Below are 15970 nucleotides of genomic sequence, written 5' to 3'. Positions count from 1 at the left end.
GACGCCCGCCTCGGAAACCGGAGGAGGTTCATGGGACAATTGCGTGGCGCGGATTTCATCATTTTTCTTCAACGAATTAACGGAACCGAACACTCGCCATGATCATCGTCCATCACCTGAACAACTCGCGCTCCCAACGTATCCTGTGGCTATTGGAAGAACTCGGCCTCGAATATGAAGTAAAGCGTTACGAACGCGATCCGAAAACCATGCTGGCGCCGGATGCATTGCGCCAAGTGCATCCGCTTGGCAAGTCGCCGGTGATTTCGGATGGCGACCTGACTGTGGCGGAATCCGGCGCGATCGTCGAATATCTGGTCGATCGCTACGGCGCCGGCCGCCTTGCGCCGGGACGCGGCAGCGAGGCACGACTGAAATACAGTTATTTCCTGCACTATGCGGAAGGCTCCGCCATGCCGCCGCTCTTGCTCAAGCTGGTATTCGACCGGATCGAAAAAGCCCCGATGCCGTTTTTCGTCAAGCCGATCGCCAAGGCGATTGCGCGACGCGCAAAAACTACCTTTATCGAGCCGCAGATCATGCGGCATCTCGACTACCTGGAAAGCGAGCTCGTGCAGCGTCCCTGGTTCAGTGGCGAAGATTTCAGCGCCGCCGATATCCAGATGAGTTTCCCGCTCGAAGCAGCGGCAGCACGCGGAGGGCTCGATGCCCGCTATCCCAAGCTGTCTGCGTACCTCGATCGCATTCATCAACGACCGGCTTACCGCAGGGCATTGGAGCGCGGTGGCGAATATGCATTGCTGAGTTAGCGCTCAGGAAACGTTTGCCAAGCACGCAGATCAAGCCTAGAAACTTCACTCCAAGCGGCGCGTCGAAAGAGCAAATCCTTTCCTCTCGACAGCGAGCGCATGGCTTTACCTCAGCCGACCGCACACATTGTTTCATCGCCCGGCATTCTGCAGCCCGGGCGCAACTGTTGGCGCATCGAGCATGCGCATCGTTTTGCCATGCTGGTCGATGCCGACGCCTATTTTCGTGCGGTGCGCGCCGCCATACTCAGCGCCCGTCATAGCGTATTCATTCTGAGCTGGGATATCGATAGCCGCACTCGACTGGTGCCCGGCGGCGCAAATGATGGTTATCCGGAACCGCTGGGAGATTTCCTGCATCAGGTCGTCGCCACTCGCCCCAGCCTGCGTGCCTATGTATTGAACTGGGATTTCGCGATGCTGTATGCGCTGGAGCGAGAATGGCTGCCGGTATACAAGCTGGATTGGCGGACGCATCGCCGGCTCGCCTTTCGTATGGATGCCAGGCATCCGATCGGCGGCTCGCACCATCAAAAGATCGTGGTGGTCGACGACGAACTCGCCTTTGTCGGCGGACTCGACTTGACCCGTTCCCGCTGGGATACGTCGGAACATGCCTGCCATGCTCCCTTGCGTTGCGACAGTGATGGCAAGCTGCATGCGCCGTTTCATGATGTACAAGCGATGGTCGATGGCGACGCCGCACGCGCGCTTGGCGAGCTTGCCCGCATCCGCTGGCAACGTGCCTGCGGCGAAACGCCGGTGGTCGTCTGCGACACCGAGCATGATCCCTGGCCGCAACATGTCGTCCCCGACCTAGCCGATATCGACCTCGCCATTTCCCGTACCGAGCCGGATTACGAAGGGCGTTCCGGGGTTCACGAAATCCGGCAATTGCATCTGGACGCGATCGCTGCAGCGCGCCGCAGTTTGTTTTTCGAAAACCAGTATTTCACTTCGGGCACGATCGCCAACGCACTTGCGCAACGGCTCGACGAAGCGCACGGCCCCGAAGTGGCAATCATTTCGCCGCAGACGCAAAGCGGATGGTTGGAACGGGCCACCATGGGCGTGTTGCGTGCACGCGTGCATCGGCGGCTCAAGGCTGCGGATCGGCACGACCGGTATCGCATGTATTGCCCGCATATCCCCGGCCTCAATGATCAATGCCTGAATGTGCACAGCAAGGTCTTTGCTGTCGATGATGAATTGTTTTCAATAGGATCGGCCAACCTGAGCAGCCGTTCTATGGCGCTCGATACCGAATGCAACGTCACGCTCGAAGCCCGACATGACCCGCGCATTCGCGCGGCAATCTCGCGCTTGCGCAACCGCTTGCTGGCCGAGCATCTCGATACCGTGCCGGAACAGGTTGACGCAGAATATCAGCGGCTGGGGAGCCTGCATCAGGCAGTGGCGACGCTGCAGCTGTCGGACCGCACGCTCCGGGTAATGGAAGCCGTCACTACCCCGGAACTCGATGCGCTGATTCCTGAGCAGGCATTGTTCGATCCGGAAAAGCCGATCGATCCGGATGAGCTGGTCAGCCAATTCCTGCCCAACGAAGCGCGCAAGCCGGTGCCGCGGCGGCTGGTTCGTGTCGGCATTCTTGCGATTGCGCTGGCGCTGCTGGCCGTCGCATGGCGTTGGACGCCGCTGCGCGAATGGATCAATCTGGACGCACTGGTGTCATTCGCGCGCAATCTTGATGAATTGCCGTTCACGCCGTTGGCGGTGATCGCCAGCTACGTGATCGCAGGATTGGTCATGGTGCCGGTCATGTTGCTGATTGCCGTCACCGGTATTGTGTTCGGCCCTTTGCTTGGATCGCTGTATGCGATCGCAGGTGCGTTGCTGAGCGCGACAGTTACCTATGGGCTCGGCCACTGGCTCGGACGCGACACGGTGCAGCGCTTTCTCGGCACACGTATCAATCGTCTTAGCAAGCGTTTCGCGCGACGCGGCATTGTCGCAATGGTAGTGGTCCGCATGCTGCCGATAGCACCGTTTACCGTGGTCAATCTGGTTGCAGGTGCGTCGCATATCCGCTTTCGCGACTACCTGATCGGTACCTTGCTAGGGATGCTGCCCGGCATTACGGTAACGGTCACCTTCGTGCACCATCTGGCTGAAGCAGTACGTAACCCGACACCCGGCACGATTGCCGTTTTGGCCGGTGTTGCGCTATTGATTATTGCCGTCGCCCTCGGGCTTCAAAAACTGCTGACTCGTAGAGAGGATACCGCTGCGTGAATGACCTGCTGACCGCCAACCAAGAGCTGTTGCCTGTAACCGAGCCCGATCTTGATCCATGGCCATTGACGATTGCCACTTACAACATCCATGGTGCAGTGGGTTGCGACCGCAAGTTTGCGCCTGAACGCGTAGCGCAGGTCTTGCAGGAATTGAATGCGGACATCATCGCCCTGCAAGAGGTACCGCTAGGTGGCAGCCGGACGCCGAATGTATTGGCAGTGCTGCAGCAAGCGACTGGCTATGTAGCTGCGGAAGGCGCCGCCTGCGACCGGCCGGAGCGGCGCTATGGCAACGCAGTGCTCAGCCGCTATCCGATTCTTTCAGTGCGCAACATCGATTTATCGTTCGGCAGCCATGAACCGCGTGCGGCGGTCGATGCCGACGTCAACTGCCATGGGCACTTATTGCGTGTGGTTGCCACCCATCTCGGTCTTCGCATTTCGGAACGGCGCGAGCAGGTACGCAAACTGTTGCAGGTGTTCGATACCGAAGAAATGCCGGTAATCCTGCTCGGCGATTTGAATGAATGGTTCGTCTGGGGACAATCGCTGCGCTGGCTGGTATCGCATTTCCAGGCGGCGCCGGCGCCAAAGACTTTCCCTTCGCGTTATCCGCTGTTTCCGCTGGATCGGATCTGGATCCGGCCGCGCCATCGGTTGGTACACGTTGAAGTGCACGCGTCACCGCTTGCAAGGATTGCATCCGACCATTTACCGTTGATTGCGCATATCGTCGGTTAGACGCTCACGCACCGGCAGCGCCGCTGCGCGAGTATCACTGCCTTGCACTCAAGCTCGCTGGTTCGGTCCGCTGGGCATAGATTGGTCGCGCGCGTATTCGACCAGATTCATTGGCGTCACCGGATCGAAATTTACCCAGTCGCCATTTTCGATCGTGCCTTCCGCACGTTCGATATCCATCGCACCGGCCGAACGCAGCACATCAATCGCACGATCTTCATATTCACCGTCGTCGGGTACCGCGACCGCCACCATCATGCCCGAATGCCGCATCGGTACCGCATTTTCCATGTCTTCCGCATGATCGCCCGGATCGCCTTTTTCTTTCATTCCCGACAGACCGCCCACCAGGCCGCCCAGATGCGCGCCAACCAGTCCGCCGGTAACCGTACCCACCGGTCCGAGGATAGGCGTGGCTGCCACGCCTACCGCCGCACCGGCCACTGCGCCGGCAGCGACGCTCTTGCCCGACTCTTTCGCGCCCGGCGACAAATTATGATCGCCGCCAATCGGAAAAAGGGCGTGCTGACCGGATGGATTGCAATAGAACGTTGACACCCGGTCACGCGAAAATCCTGCATGCAGCAACTCGGCAAGCGTATCGTCGACTTCCGTCTGCTCTTGAAATCGGCCTGCAATAATCGTTGTCATGGCTGGCTCCTTGGTTAAAAAGTGAATATGAGTAAGAGGCGAGTGCGGCCCAATAGTTCGTCGGGCAAGGGTTGCCGACAACGCATGTAAATTTTTCCCCTGCAGAGGTAAAAAACGCGTGAAAGCATTGCACCAGTACAGCGATGCGCACATAGCGTTTTGCCTGCATTATCCGGCCCGCTCCTTGCATGCTTTATTCCATCTTAGATCCTTAGGACAGCCGACCATGACGCAACTCAATCAAAATGGGAATACCTTTGCTTCAGCCGGGCAACTCCTGAATGCCCGCGTTGTTGATGCAGTGGGACACCATGCCACCATTGCTTCACTGGAGCAGGGCGATTCCGCAGATGAAGCGCAGGTATGGATACGGCTTGCCGATGGCACCCTGGTTCTGGTGCCGTCTAGCCTGCTCGCATTGCGTGAAGACGGCGTCTACTGTCTTCCATTTACTTTCAATACTTCGGAAAACGACGAGCACGAGACGCCAATGACTTTTCCTGTCATGGAAGAAGAACTCCATGTGGAAAAGCGTACCGTCGATACGGGGCGTGGCGTGCGTATCCACAAGAGCGTCTCTCAACGCGAGCAAATCATCGACCAGCCGCTGCGACAGGATGAGTTGGTGATTGAACATGTGGCGATAGGACGCGTGGTAGCCGATGAAACGCCGCCACAGATGCGCTATGAAGGCGACACGCTGGTCGTACCCGTGCTGGAAGAAGTATTGGTCGTACAGAAGCAGTTGATGCTCAAGGAAGAAGTGCATATCCGGCGACAACAACGCAGCGTCACCCAGCCCCAAAGCGTGACCCTGCGTTCGGAGCAGGTATCAGTGGAGCGTTTCGATCGCGGCATCGTCACTGGCAATGACGGCACACCCAAGCAATAGCAGGCATAACAAAAGGCGTAACGGATAAACGCCGCAGGCATGACTTATGCCTGTCAATAAAACTCTGGTTTGGCATCACCCCGGACGAGGTCCCGGGCAACCATGTTTTTTGGAGAGACTGATCATGGAAAATACTATAGTAGGCGTATACGACAGCTATGCCCAGGCGCAGAATGCGCTCAATGAATTGCTCGGCTCAGGCTTTTCTCGTTCCGATGTGCAATTGAGCCCCGATGCAGAAAGTTCGGCAGGTATCAGCGATGTATCGACCGCTGGTTCGGGTGGTTCCGGTATCGGTAATTTCTTCCGTTCGCTTTTTGGAATGGATGAGCATCGTGAGCATGGCGATATTTATTCGGAAGCGGTGCGCCGCGGCAGCTGCGTGCTGACTGTGAATGCAGCCAGCGATGAACAGCGTGATCGTGCAATGGAAATCATGAACCGTTTCGATCCGGTCGACATCGACGAGCGCAGCTCGCATTGGCGTTCGCAGGGATGGAGCGGCTACGATGAAAGCGCGCCGATGTATACCGACAGCGAAATCGAGAAAGACCGTGCACTATATGGCCAGTCCCGTACCGCAGCCACCGGTTCGGCCACGACCCCAACCACCAGTGCCATGGGCAGCACCGATACGCAAGACCTGCGTAACGCTGAAACCGGCACCACCCGCATTCCGGTGGTTGAGGAAGCGCTGCAGGTCGGCAAGCGCGAAGTGCAGCGCGGCGGTGTGCGCCTTTATCAGCGTGTGAGCGAAACCCCGGTCAACGAATCGGTTCAACTGCGTGAAGAGCATGTGCATGTCGAGCGTCATCCGGTAGATCAGCCGGCCACTGCCGCTGATCTGGATGCGATCAAGGAAGGTGCGGTCGAAATGCGCGAGATGGCTGAAGAACCCGTGATATCGAAGACTGCACGCGTGGTCGAGGAAGTCGAGATAGGCAAGGACGTGACCCAGCGCACCGTCGACATCAACGAAACCGTGCGCCGTACCGATGTCGAAGTCGAGCAACTGGCCGCCGCCAGCACCCGAGGCATGACTGGTCGCGACGATTATCGCGACAGCGCAATGACGGCCGACGATTCCGATTATCGGACTCACTGGCAAAATGCCTACGGCCAGTCGGGCGAACGTTATGAAGACTATGATGCCGCTTACCGGTATGGCTCAACGATGGCCGGCACCGAACGCTACAAGAACTATCGCTGGGAAGATGCCGAACCGTCGATGCGCAGCGACTGGGAATCGAACCATCCGGAAAGCACATGGGAAAAGGTGAAGGATGCCGTCCGCTACGGCGCCGAGCGCGTGACCGGCAGACGGTAGCGGCATTGATCATTCATCGTTGGTAGCTGCGACGTGACGCCGCTATCACGCGGCAGCAAGGCGCTCCTCTTTTTGCGAAGGGGAGCGCTTTTTACAGGGGTAGAAGATGCCTCAGTCGAGCTGGCCGCCTTCGGCCAGTTGCCGAATGGTGCGGATCGTATCGATATCCGATTCCGTATAAGCGGATTTGCGGAAATCGTTGTAGAAGGCGTCGGCCGTATCCTGACTTTCGCTCGCGCCGTCGTCATATTCGAAGCGGACAAAGAAAATCTCCGGTTCCGGTTCCTCTATCGTCATCGTCAATGTCGATTCGGGGATGCCTTCCTGCTGCGGTACGTGATAGACGACTTGTTCCTGCGGAAGGAAAGTCACGCGGTCGCGCACGACAAGCTCACCGTAGCGCAACAGGCGCGACATCGACAGCGTTGATTTTTCAAGGATGTCGCAAGCATCCAGATACGGCACGAAGGTTTTCGGCATTTCTGCACGCAACACCAGTCCGCGCCAGAGTTGCTCGCGTGACAGCTTGTCGATCAAGGGATTGAGCGGGTCGTTGATCTCGACCAGATGGGAAAATTTCATGATGCCGGAGACGGTAAGACAATCGCCCAGTGTACCTCTTACCGCATGTCGCTGCGCTCAATGTCGGTCTGACGATACCGTCAGACCAAAACGGCTCTAGAAAAACTGCGACCATTCCTCGATCCAGCCCGGCACTGCATCGCGTTCCATCGGCTTGGCGATATAGTAACCCTGCGCATAGGTGCAGCCCAGGTCGCGCAGCAAATCCCAGTCCTCGCGCGTTTCCACGCCGACCGCGACCGAGTTGCGGCGAAGTTTGCGAGCCAGATCGAGGCAAGAACTCAAGGCGATGTGCATTTGGCCGTTTTGCGACGCGCCAACCACGAAAGAGCGGTCGATTTTCAGGTCGAGAAATGGAATGCGCAGCAATTGCTGCAAATTGGAATGGGCGGTGCCGTAATCGTCGATTGATAAACCAAATCCCTTCATCCGCAAGCGCGCAAGATTTTCCAGACAAATTGGAATATCGGTCATCGCCATCAACTCGGTGATTTCAAAGGTGATGTATCGCGGCTCGATACGGTGGTGCCCGATGTGCTGCAGGATCTTTTCGGCCAACCCCGGTTCGGCCAGCGAAGTCACCGAAAGATTGATCGATATCGACAGCATCAGTCCGCGGTCATGCCAGGTCCGGCAGGCAGCAACCGAGCGCTCGATCACGGTCCAGGTCAATGCTTCCATATGGCCGCCGGCTTCCAGCACCGGAATGAATGCCGACGGCGTGACCAGGCCGTAGTGCGGATGATGCCAGCGCACAAACACCTCCACCGCCGTGACCTTGCCAGTGGCAAGCTCGACCTTGGGCTGAAAATACGGTTCGAACTGTCCGGCCTGTATCCCTTGCTGTATTTCGTCAAGGGCGAAGGCGGGTATCGCCGGCTTTGCATCGGCATGCTGCGCAGGCGGCTGGTATTGCTCGATCAGCCGTTGCAATCCTTCCGGCGTCGCCGGCTTTTCAAAGCTGCCCAGCACGGTGACGCCATAGGCCTTGGACATGGTTTCGACCGAGAACAGCAGCGCCGAACCGAGCGCGCTGGTCAGCACGATCGCAGTCTTGATGTTGCCGTTGGCAAGATGCCGTACCAGCTCTATGCCATCCATGTCCGGCATGTTGAGATCGATGAAGCTGATGTCGATATGCTGTTCCGAACGCAGGAGCTCAAGCGCGACGCGGCCGTTTTGCGCTTCGATAATATGTTGCGCGCCCAGCTTGGTCAGCATCACCGATAGCCAGTGACGCTGGAAGTCGTCATCCTCCGCGATCAGGAAGCGCAGGTTCGCAATCGATAGCGGATTGTCAGTGTTCATGGCGGCCATCCTGCCGCGCCGTAGCGCGGAATATTTGCGTTGGGGAAATTATGCCGCAGCTTTGCCCGGCAAGGTCAATATTTGCGCAGTGCAAAAAAGGCAATATACGGCGCTATTGACTGCTTCTCGGTCAACGCCGCCAATGACACCGTTCCCATAAACGCGGGATTGTTGCAGTGCGGTGGTTTCGATATAAAGACAATGCTTCCCTCGACTGCACATTCAAATGAAAACACTCTACGATTTGCTTGGCGTGGCGCCGCAAGCCACGCATCTCGATATCGAGCATGGATACCGCCGCCATCTCAGCCGCCACCTGCTTGGCAATGCCGGTCGCCCCCTGCGCAAAAAGGATCAGTTGCGCCTGCAGGCGATGCGCAATGCGTATCTCGTGCTGTCTTCGCCGTCGCGCCGCCAGGCGTATGACCGGATACTTGCCCATCAAAAACAGCGGCGCAACCGGCTGTTCGATATCGGCGGCGCCATCCTTGCCGTAACGTCGCTGGTCGCCGGACTGGCGATCATTGCCATCAGTTCTCCCGGCATCCCGCTGCTGGAAGAGCCAGAGCCGGCCGCCGCTCCGCAGAACCGGCACAGTACCGTCTCATCGACATTCACACCGTCGGTATTAACCGTGGCGCGCTGAGCGGGTGCGGACTTCTAATTCTAAATAACGCTTTGCTTTGAATACGGGCTGCATGGCCGGCGCCCATGGGTCACAATAGGCCTTCCGAGAAGGGGGGCCTTATGCGTATCATTCCTTGCGTCTTGCTGCTGCTGCTGCCAGCATTTGCCTTTGGCGGCGGCGCCAACGACACCGTCACGCCCGGCGTTTCCCAGCCTTCCGGCAAGATCATCGAACAAGGACATGCGGTAATCCATGGGCAGCCACAGCGGCAAGCCGGGAGTGGTGGAATGAAGCGCCGCCACTGGATCGCGGCATGTTGCGCGCTGCTGTTCGGTGCTGCCGCGCAGGCTGAAGCGCCATTGCCGCTGTTCGATGCGCACATGCATTACAACGTCGAAGCGCGCTCGGTGGTTTCGCCGCATGCTGTCGGCCTTGCCGCGCGATGTGGCCGAGCGGATCGCCTATCGTAACGGCATGGCGATGTTCGGGCTGAAATGACGCATACCAATCTCATGTCATCCGGCACCTTATGGCATGGGATTGGTATCAGTCGAGGGTTTGCCGGTAACGCATCAGCGCAAGCACGCCGGCCGCCAGCATGAATGCCGCAATCGGCCATAGGTGCGGCATGATCTCGCCGATGCCGTTCCCCTTGAGCATGATGCCGCGCACGATGCGCAGGAAATGCGTCAGCGGCAGCACTTCGCCTATCCATTGCGCCCAGACCGGCATGCCGCGGAAAGGGAACATGAATCCCGACAGTAGCATCGACGGGAGGAAAAAGAAAAACGTCAGCTGCATGGCCTGCAGCTGGTTTTTCGCGATCGTTGAAAACGTGAAGCCGACCGCCAAATTGGCCGCGATGAACACGACCAGCGCGGCCGACAACAGCAGCATGCTGCCCACCACCGGCACGTCGAACAGCAGGCGCGCCGCCGATAGGATGACCGCCACCTGCACATAGCCGATCACGATATATGGCGCAATTTTGCCTGCCATGACTTCCAGCGGCCGGACCGGTGTCGCCAGCAGGTTTTCCATCGTGCCGCGCTCGCGTTCGCGCGTCATCGCCAGCGAGGTCATCATCACCATCGTCATCGTCAGGATCACGCCGATCAAGCCGGGAACGATGTTGTAGCGGGAAATGCCTTCCGGGTTATAACGGCGCTGCACGCGGATGTCGAATGGCGCGGCTTCCGGCTGCGCCGCCAAATCGCGCGCAGCGACCTGCCGGCCGATTGCATTGAGCGTGGCCAATGCATTGCCGGTTGCGGCCGGATCGGTCCCGTCGGCTGCAAGCAGCACCACCGGCTGTTCGCCGCGCAGCACGCGACGCGAAAAATCCGGCGGCACCACCAGCAGAAATTGCACGCGGCCCGTATCCAGCAAGCGCTGGCCTGCGGCTTCATCGCGCGGCCGCGCGGTCACGCGGAAATACTTTGAATTTTCCAGACCCGCGATCAGGCTGCGCGAAAATTCGCTGTGATCCGCCTCGACCACCGCCAGCGGCAGACTTTTGGGATCGGTATTGATCGCGTAACCGAACAGGATCAGCTGCATCACGGGCACGCCGACCATCATCGCAAATGTCAGCCGGTCGCGCCGGATCTGGCGGAACTCCTTGATCAGGATGGCGAGAAAGCGTGACCAGTTCATGCTGCGTAATTGTCGGTGGCGCCCTGCATCAGCGCAATGAAGACATCTTCCAGGCTGGTGTCGATCCGTGCCCGTGCCATGTCCGAACCGCTCCACGGCGCCAGCGCCGCTTCCAGTTCGGTTTCGGAACGGGCACTGACATGCAGCGCATTACCGAATGAAGCGACATGCAGTTGCGGCTGGTCGCGCAATGCGATTGCCATCGCGCCAACCCGCGGACCGGTAATCGACCAGGTCGTCAAGCCGGCGGCGGCGATCAATTGCGCGGCCGTGCCTTGTGCCAGCAAGCGGCCGTACGCGATATAGGCGAGCCGGTGACAGCGTTCCGCCTCATCCATGTAATGGGTTGAAACCAGCACCGTCAAACCACCTTCTGCCAGTGCATGCAACTGGTCCCAGAATTCCCGCCTTGCCTTCGGGTCGACGCCGGCGGTCGGTTCATCCAGCAACAATAGTTGCGGATCGTGCAGCAAGCAGGCGGCCAGTGCGAGTCGCTGCTTCCAGCCGCCCGACAGCGCGCCGGCAAGCTGTGTCTTGCGGCTGGCCAGTCCCAGCCGTTCCAGTGTCGCCTGTACTCTGGTCGCGGCATTGGGCACTGCATAGACGCGCGCAATGAAAAACAGGTTTTCTTCTATCGTCAGGTCTTCATACAAGCCGAACTTTTGCGTCATGTAGCCAACCTCGCGCTTGATGCGGCGCGCCTGCCGCACGATATCGAAACCGAGACAGCTGCCGCTGCCTTCGTCCGGCGTCAGCAAGCCGCACAGCATGCGTATCGTGGTGGTCTTGCCGCTGCCATTGGGACCGAGAAAGCCATGGATGCGGCCACGCTCGACCCGCATGTCGAGATGATCGACCACGGTCCGGCCGCCATAGCGTTTGGTCAGCCCGTGCACGTCGATGATCGCCGGCGCCCCGGATTCCATCACGGCGCCTTTGCGGTGGCCAAGCGCACCTCGACCGGCTGGCCGGGATGCAGCAACGTCGCTTGCTCGGATGCCGGCCACGCTTCAATCATGAATACCAGTGAAGCGCGATTTTCCTTGCTGTAAATGAGTGGCGACGTGTATTCCGGCGTGTTCGACAGATAGCTGATGCGGGCAGCGATGGGCGCCCTGCAGCCATCGCAGCGCACCTCAAGCGTCTGGCCGAGCGCAAGCGTGCCGAGCACAGGCTCAGGCACGAAGAAGCGCAGCTTGATATGTTGCGGCGGCAGCAGGCTCACGATAGGACTGCCGGCTTGCACGAATTCGCCTTCGCGGTACAGCACATCGTTGACTGCCGCGCTCATCGGAAAACGCTGCGTCTTTTGTGCGAGTTTCCAGTCGGCCTGCGCCAGTTGCGCTTCGGCCGCTTTCAATTCCTGCATCGCGGCGAGGACTTCATCGCTGCGCGCACCGGTTTGCGCAATTCTCAGTTGCGCGCGCAATTCACTGACACGCGCCTTATCCCTTTCCATTGCGGCCCTGGCTTCATCGGCCAGCGAAGGTGCAATGAATTTGTCGGCAACCAGCTGCTTTTGCCGCGTGAAGTTCGCGCTAGAGAGCCGCAATGCGGCATCGGCCTGATGCAATTGCGCCTGGACTGCGGCGACTTCATCCGGGCGCTTGCCTTTTTGCAGGTTGGCCAGCTGCGCCCGCGCGCTCTCGGCACGAAATGCCGCTTCTTCGCGCGCCGCCCGTTCGCTTTCCTGCTCCAGCACGAAAGCCGGTGCGCCGGCCTGCGCCTGGTCGCCGCGCCGTACATGCAGCTTGACCAGGGTGCCCGCAATCGGCGCAGCCAACCGCACGTAGTCGGCCTCGGCATAGCCGGGAAAATAATTGTCCGGCTTGTCTGCGCAGCCGACGACGCTACATCCCAAACTCAGCAAGGCGATACGGGCGGCAAGCGCAGTCATTCAGCGACTCCCTGCTTCAATGGCGTCAGGCCGCGCAACGCCAGATCGATACGCTGCTCCACCGCTGCAACGGACAAGACTTCGTTATCGATCAGCTCGCCCAAGGCTGGACCGAGCAGTGCTTGTTCGAGTACGGCTGTTCCCAGCAACACGGGTCCCATCACCGCACCCGCGATAAAACCGATTACCTGCGGCAAAGGTGCTGCGATGACGTCGCCGTCGCGCTGCGCTTCGCTGATCAGTCTTGCCACCACATCGAGATGACGCGGCAGATTGGTTTGCAGAAATTGCGCAGCGACCGCTTCGCCGGCAAGGGCATCGGCGCCTATGCGCAACAGCAATTGACGATGGGTGCGGCCGAAGCCGGCGATCACGTGTACCGCATTGCGCAGGTTATGGGCGGCCGACTCGCCTGCGCGTGTTCTGATTTCCAGCTCTGAAAACATGCCCTCATAGACTTGCTCGAGCAGGATGCGGATAAAGTTTTCCTTGCTGTGAAAATGGTAATGAAACATCCCCAAGTGCACGCCCGCATGGTCGGTAAGCTTGCGCGCTGACAAGCCACGGCAACCGGTCAAGGGCAGCAATGCCAGGCCGGATGCGAGCAAACGCTGGTCAATGTTTTGCGAAGGGCGGGCCATGAATTATTGTACGAACGACCAATAATGATGCAATGTCACTTTGCCATCAAATTGGTGCTCTCTGCGTTAGACCTTGGGGAGACTTGTCCGGCATTCAACATGTGTCGTCGCCTGCCTGCAACGTCCGCAACCGCAAGGCCTTGCACTGCTACAATGGCCCGCTTTGTCTTCTCTCTTTCCGCATGTCACATCCTTCGTCTCCCGGTATGCATGGTATGAATCCCCCGCAACGCGAAGCGGTGAAATACATGGACGGTCCTTGCCTGGTGCTGGCCGGCGCCGGTTCCGGCAAGACGCGCGTGATTACGCAAAAGATTGCGCACTTGATCGAGGATTGCGGTTACGAAGCGCGCAACATTGCCGCGGTCACGTTTACCAACAAGGCGGCACTGGAAATGCAGGAGCGCATCGCCAAGCTGCTGAAGGAACCGAAGGAAGCCAAGCAGTTGACCGTCTGTACCTTCCACTCGCTGGGTGTGCAGATTTTGCGGCGCGAAGCGAAGGAACTGGGGTTGAAGGATCGCTTTTCGATCATGGATAGCGATGACTGCTTTTCGCTGGTGCAGGATCTTGCAATCACGACCGACAAACAATTGATACGTCGCATCCAGACTGCGATGTCACTCTGGAAAAACGGACTGGTCGATCCCGAAACCGCGCTCAGGCAGGCAGTCACCGAAGACGAGGCGCAGGCTGCGCGCATCTACCGCAATTACGTTGCAACGCTATCGTCGTATCAGGCAGTCGATTTCGACGACCTGATCCGGCTGCCGGTCGAACTGTTCCGCCAGAACGAAGCAGTGCGCGACCGCTGGCAGCGCAAGCTGCGCTATCTGCTGGTCGATGAATACCAGGACACCAACACCTGCCAGTATGAACTGGTCAAGCTGCTGGTCACCGGCATCGGCAAGAAGCCGATGTTTACCGCAGTGGGCGACGACGACCAGGCAATCTATGCATGGCGCGGTGCGACTATCGAAAATCTCAAGCAGCTGCAGGTCGATTTTCCCGACCTGAAAGTGATCAAGCTCGAACAGAATTACCGCTCCAGCACGCGCATCCTGCAAGCCGCTAATGCCGTGATTTCCAACAACCCGAAACTGTTCGAGAAGCAGCTTTGGTCCGACCATGGCCTCGGCGATCCGGTCAAGGTGCTGGCGATGCAGGATGACGAACAGGAAGCGGAACAGGTCGCGATCATGATTTCCGCGCACAAGTTCGAACGCCGCGCGCGCTTTTCCGATTACGCGGTGCTGTATCGCGGCAATCATCAGGCGCGCGTGATCGAACAGGCGCTGCGCAAGGAACGCATTCCCTACACCATCTCCGGCGGGCAGAGCTTTTTCGACCGTGCCGAAATCAAGGATATCGTCAGCTACCTGCGCCTGGTCGCCAATGGCGACGACGACCCGGCATTCATCCGCGCGGTGACCACGCCCAAGCGCGGTGTTGGACAATCGACGCTGGAAGCGCTCGGCGCATTCGCCGGGCAATGGCAATGCTCGCTATTCGAAGCGGTATACAAGGGTGGCATCGAATCCAAGCTCGCCGACCGCCAGCTCAATCCATTGCGCGAGTTCTGCCACTTCATCAATGGGCTGGAAGCGCGTGCATCCAAGCGCGGCGAAAACGCGGCCGAACTGCTCGATGAAATGATGAAGGAGATCAATTACGAAGCGTATCTCTACGATACCTTCGACGATAGGCAGGCGCAGAGCAAATGGCAAAACGTGCTCGACTTCACCGGCTGGCTGAAGGAAAAGGGCACCGGTGGCAAAGATGGCGCGGCGGAAGAAAAGAGCCTGCTCGAACTGACGCAAATGGTCGCGCTGATGACGATGCTCGAAGGCCGCGACGAAGAACCGGATGCGGTGCGCATGTCGACGCTGCATGCATCGAAAGGCCTGGAATTCCCGCACGTGTTCCTGGTCGGCGTGGAAGAAGGCATCCTGCCGCACAAGGGCGATCCCGACGCGCCGATCGATACGCTGGCCGCGCGCATCGAAGAAGAGCGTCGCCTGATGTATGTCGGCATCACGCGTGCGCAGCGCAGTCTGCATATCACGTGGTGCAAGAAGCGCAAGCGCGCGCGTGAAAGCGTGAACTGCGACGTGTCGCGCTTCATCAAGGAGATGAAGCTGGATGAAGGCAGCGCAGTGCCGACGGAAGAAGAAGCGATCACGCCGCAGAACCGGCTGGCGAACCTGAAGGCCTTGCTGCAAAAGCCGCGAGTCGCGTGACGTCATCATGCTGTCATCACCCTAGGGCAAGATGGCAAGCGTCTTTCTTTTCCCCCCAAGGTTTGACTTCGCCTGCGCATCCTACGATGCGCAGGCTTTTTTATATCTCGTTGCATGAACGCTACAACGCTGTAGCAGCCATGCCATGTCATCAAGCTGTCATCCGGCTTGGGCACAATCCCGGCTGATTGCTTCGCTTCGCATCCTTGAAGTCGCACACCAGCATCGAGGCTTACCGATGGCGCATATCGATATACGTCGTCGGTGAATGAGCATATGCGCAGATATACGTAGGCTCATGCAATGCCCGGCACTAAAGTGGAGTGTGGCCGAACATGCGTGTCAAACCGTTCCATCGGTCGGACAGCGTGCACTCGCTCTC

The 15970-nt window shown here is 58.8% G+C and carries 15 protein-coding genes; 8 read left to right on the top strand and 7 right to left on the bottom strand.

Features of this window, described 5'->3' with window-relative positions; translation table 11 throughout:
* Positions 1 to 98 precede the first annotated feature (98 nt).
* From D3871_RS00570 to D3871_RS00560, 3 genes are all read left to right on the top strand, one after another.
* Positions 99 to 770: a glutathione S-transferase gene (locus tag D3871_RS00570; protein ID WP_119767140.1), complete on the top strand. Its 672-nt coding sequence runs from the start codon at positions 99 to 101 to the stop codon at positions 768 to 770.
* Between the two features lie 99 nt (positions 771 to 869).
* Positions 870 to 3023, top strand: coding sequence for a VTT domain-containing protein (locus D3871_RS00565; RefSeq protein WP_119767139.1), 2154 nt, complete (start codon positions 870 to 872; stop codon positions 3021 to 3023).
* A 5-nt stretch (positions 3024 to 3028) separates the two neighbouring features.
* Positions 3029 to 3766, top strand: a complete 738-nt coding sequence (locus D3871_RS00560; RefSeq protein WP_119769794.1) for an endonuclease/exonuclease/phosphatase family protein — start codon at positions 3029 to 3031, stop codon at positions 3764 to 3766.
* A 48-nt stretch (positions 3767 to 3814) separates the two neighbouring features.
* Here the strand turns inward: D3871_RS00560 and D3871_RS00555 are convergent, their stop codons facing one another.
* Positions 3815 to 4417: a hypothetical protein gene (locus D3871_RS00555; protein WP_119767138.1), complete on the bottom strand. Its 603-nt coding sequence runs from the start codon at positions 4415 to 4417 to the stop codon at positions 3815 to 3817.
* Between the two features lie 226 nt (positions 4418 to 4643).
* Here D3871_RS00555 and D3871_RS30670 point away from each other — a divergent pair, with 226 nt between their 5' ends.
* The gene (locus tag D3871_RS30670; RefSeq protein ID WP_233575466.1) at positions 4644 to 5309 is read left to right on the top strand and encodes a YsnF/AvaK domain-containing protein; all 666 of its coding nucleotides are present in this window, start codon (positions 4644 to 4646) and stop codon (positions 5307 to 5309) included.
* Positions 5310 to 5433: 124 nt separating this feature from the next.
* Positions 5434 to 6636, top strand: coding sequence for a YsnF/AvaK domain-containing protein (locus tag D3871_RS00545; protein WP_119767137.1), 1203 nt, complete (start codon positions 5434 to 5436; stop codon positions 6634 to 6636).
* A gap of 111 nt (positions 6637 to 6747) precedes the next feature.
* On the opposite strand, the gene D3871_RS00540 is transcribed toward D3871_RS00545, so the two are convergent.
* Both D3871_RS00540 and D3871_RS00535 read right to left on the bottom strand, forming a co-directional pair.
* Entirely contained in the window at positions 6748 to 7218 is a 471-nt protein-coding gene (locus D3871_RS00540) for an SRPBCC family protein (RefSeq protein ID WP_119767136.1), read from the bottom strand.
* 96 nt (positions 7219 to 7314) lie between these two features.
* Positions 7315 to 8526, bottom strand: coding sequence for an EAL domain-containing response regulator (locus D3871_RS00535; RefSeq protein WP_119769792.1), 1212 nt, complete (start codon positions 8524 to 8526; stop codon positions 7315 to 7317).
* 226 nt (positions 8527 to 8752) lie between these two features.
* On the opposite strand from D3871_RS00535, the gene D3871_RS00530 reads away from it, so the two are divergent.
* Together D3871_RS00530 and D3871_RS00525 are read left to right on the top strand one after the other, a co-directional pair.
* Positions 8753 to 9172, top strand: a complete 420-nt coding sequence (locus D3871_RS00530) for a J domain-containing protein (RefSeq protein ID WP_119767135.1) — start codon at positions 8753 to 8755, stop codon at positions 9170 to 9172.
* A gap of 101 nt (positions 9173 to 9273) precedes the next feature.
* Positions 9274 to 9624 carry a hypothetical protein gene (locus tag D3871_RS00525; protein WP_119767134.1) on the top strand — a complete coding sequence of 117 codons (351 nt, stop codon included), beginning with the start codon at positions 9274 to 9276 and terminating at the stop codon, positions 9622 to 9624.
* A gap of 76 nt (positions 9625 to 9700) precedes the next feature.
* Here the strand turns inward: D3871_RS00525 and D3871_RS00520 are convergent, their stop codons facing one another.
* Genes D3871_RS00520 through D3871_RS00505 form a run of 4 tightly spaced genes read right to left on the bottom strand, consistent with a single transcriptional unit; the run spans position 9701 to position 13348 of the window.
* A complete protein-coding gene (locus D3871_RS00520; RefSeq protein ID WP_119767133.1) occupies positions 9701 to 10810 on the bottom strand; it encodes an ABC transporter permease in 1110 nt (369 codons plus the stop codon).
* Entirely contained in the window at positions 10807 to 11736 is a 930-nt protein-coding gene (locus tag D3871_RS00515; protein WP_119767132.1) for an ABC transporter ATP-binding protein, read from the bottom strand. Before D3871_RS00515 ends, D3871_RS00520 begins: the two co-directional genes overlap by 4 nt.
* Complete coding sequence (locus D3871_RS00510; protein WP_119767131.1) at positions 11736 to 12707, bottom strand: HlyD family secretion protein; 972 nt, start codon at positions 12705 to 12707, stop codon at positions 11736 to 11738. Before D3871_RS00510 ends, D3871_RS00515 begins: the two co-directional genes overlap by 1 nt.
* On the bottom strand, positions 12704 to 13348 hold the full coding sequence (locus tag D3871_RS00505) for a TetR/AcrR family transcriptional regulator (protein WP_119767130.1): 645 nt from the start codon (positions 13346 to 13348) through the stop codon (positions 12704 to 12706). Before D3871_RS00505 ends, D3871_RS00510 begins: the two co-directional genes overlap by 4 nt.
* 182 nt (positions 13349 to 13530) lie before the next feature.
* Between D3871_RS00505 and D3871_RS00500 the strand changes: the two genes are divergently transcribed.
* The gene (locus D3871_RS00500; protein ID WP_119769791.1) at positions 13531 to 15588 is read left to right on the top strand and encodes a UvrD-helicase domain-containing protein; all 2058 of its coding nucleotides are present in this window, start codon (positions 13531 to 13533) and stop codon (positions 15586 to 15588) included.
* Positions 15589 to 15970 lie beyond the last annotated feature (382 nt).

Source organism: Noviherbaspirillum saxi (assembly GCF_003591035.1).
In the GTDB taxonomy this organism is placed as follows: Bacteria; Pseudomonadota; Gammaproteobacteria; order Burkholderiales; family Burkholderiaceae_D; genus Noviherbaspirillum; species Noviherbaspirillum saxi.
This window is presented reverse-complemented; position numbering and strand designations above follow the sequence as displayed.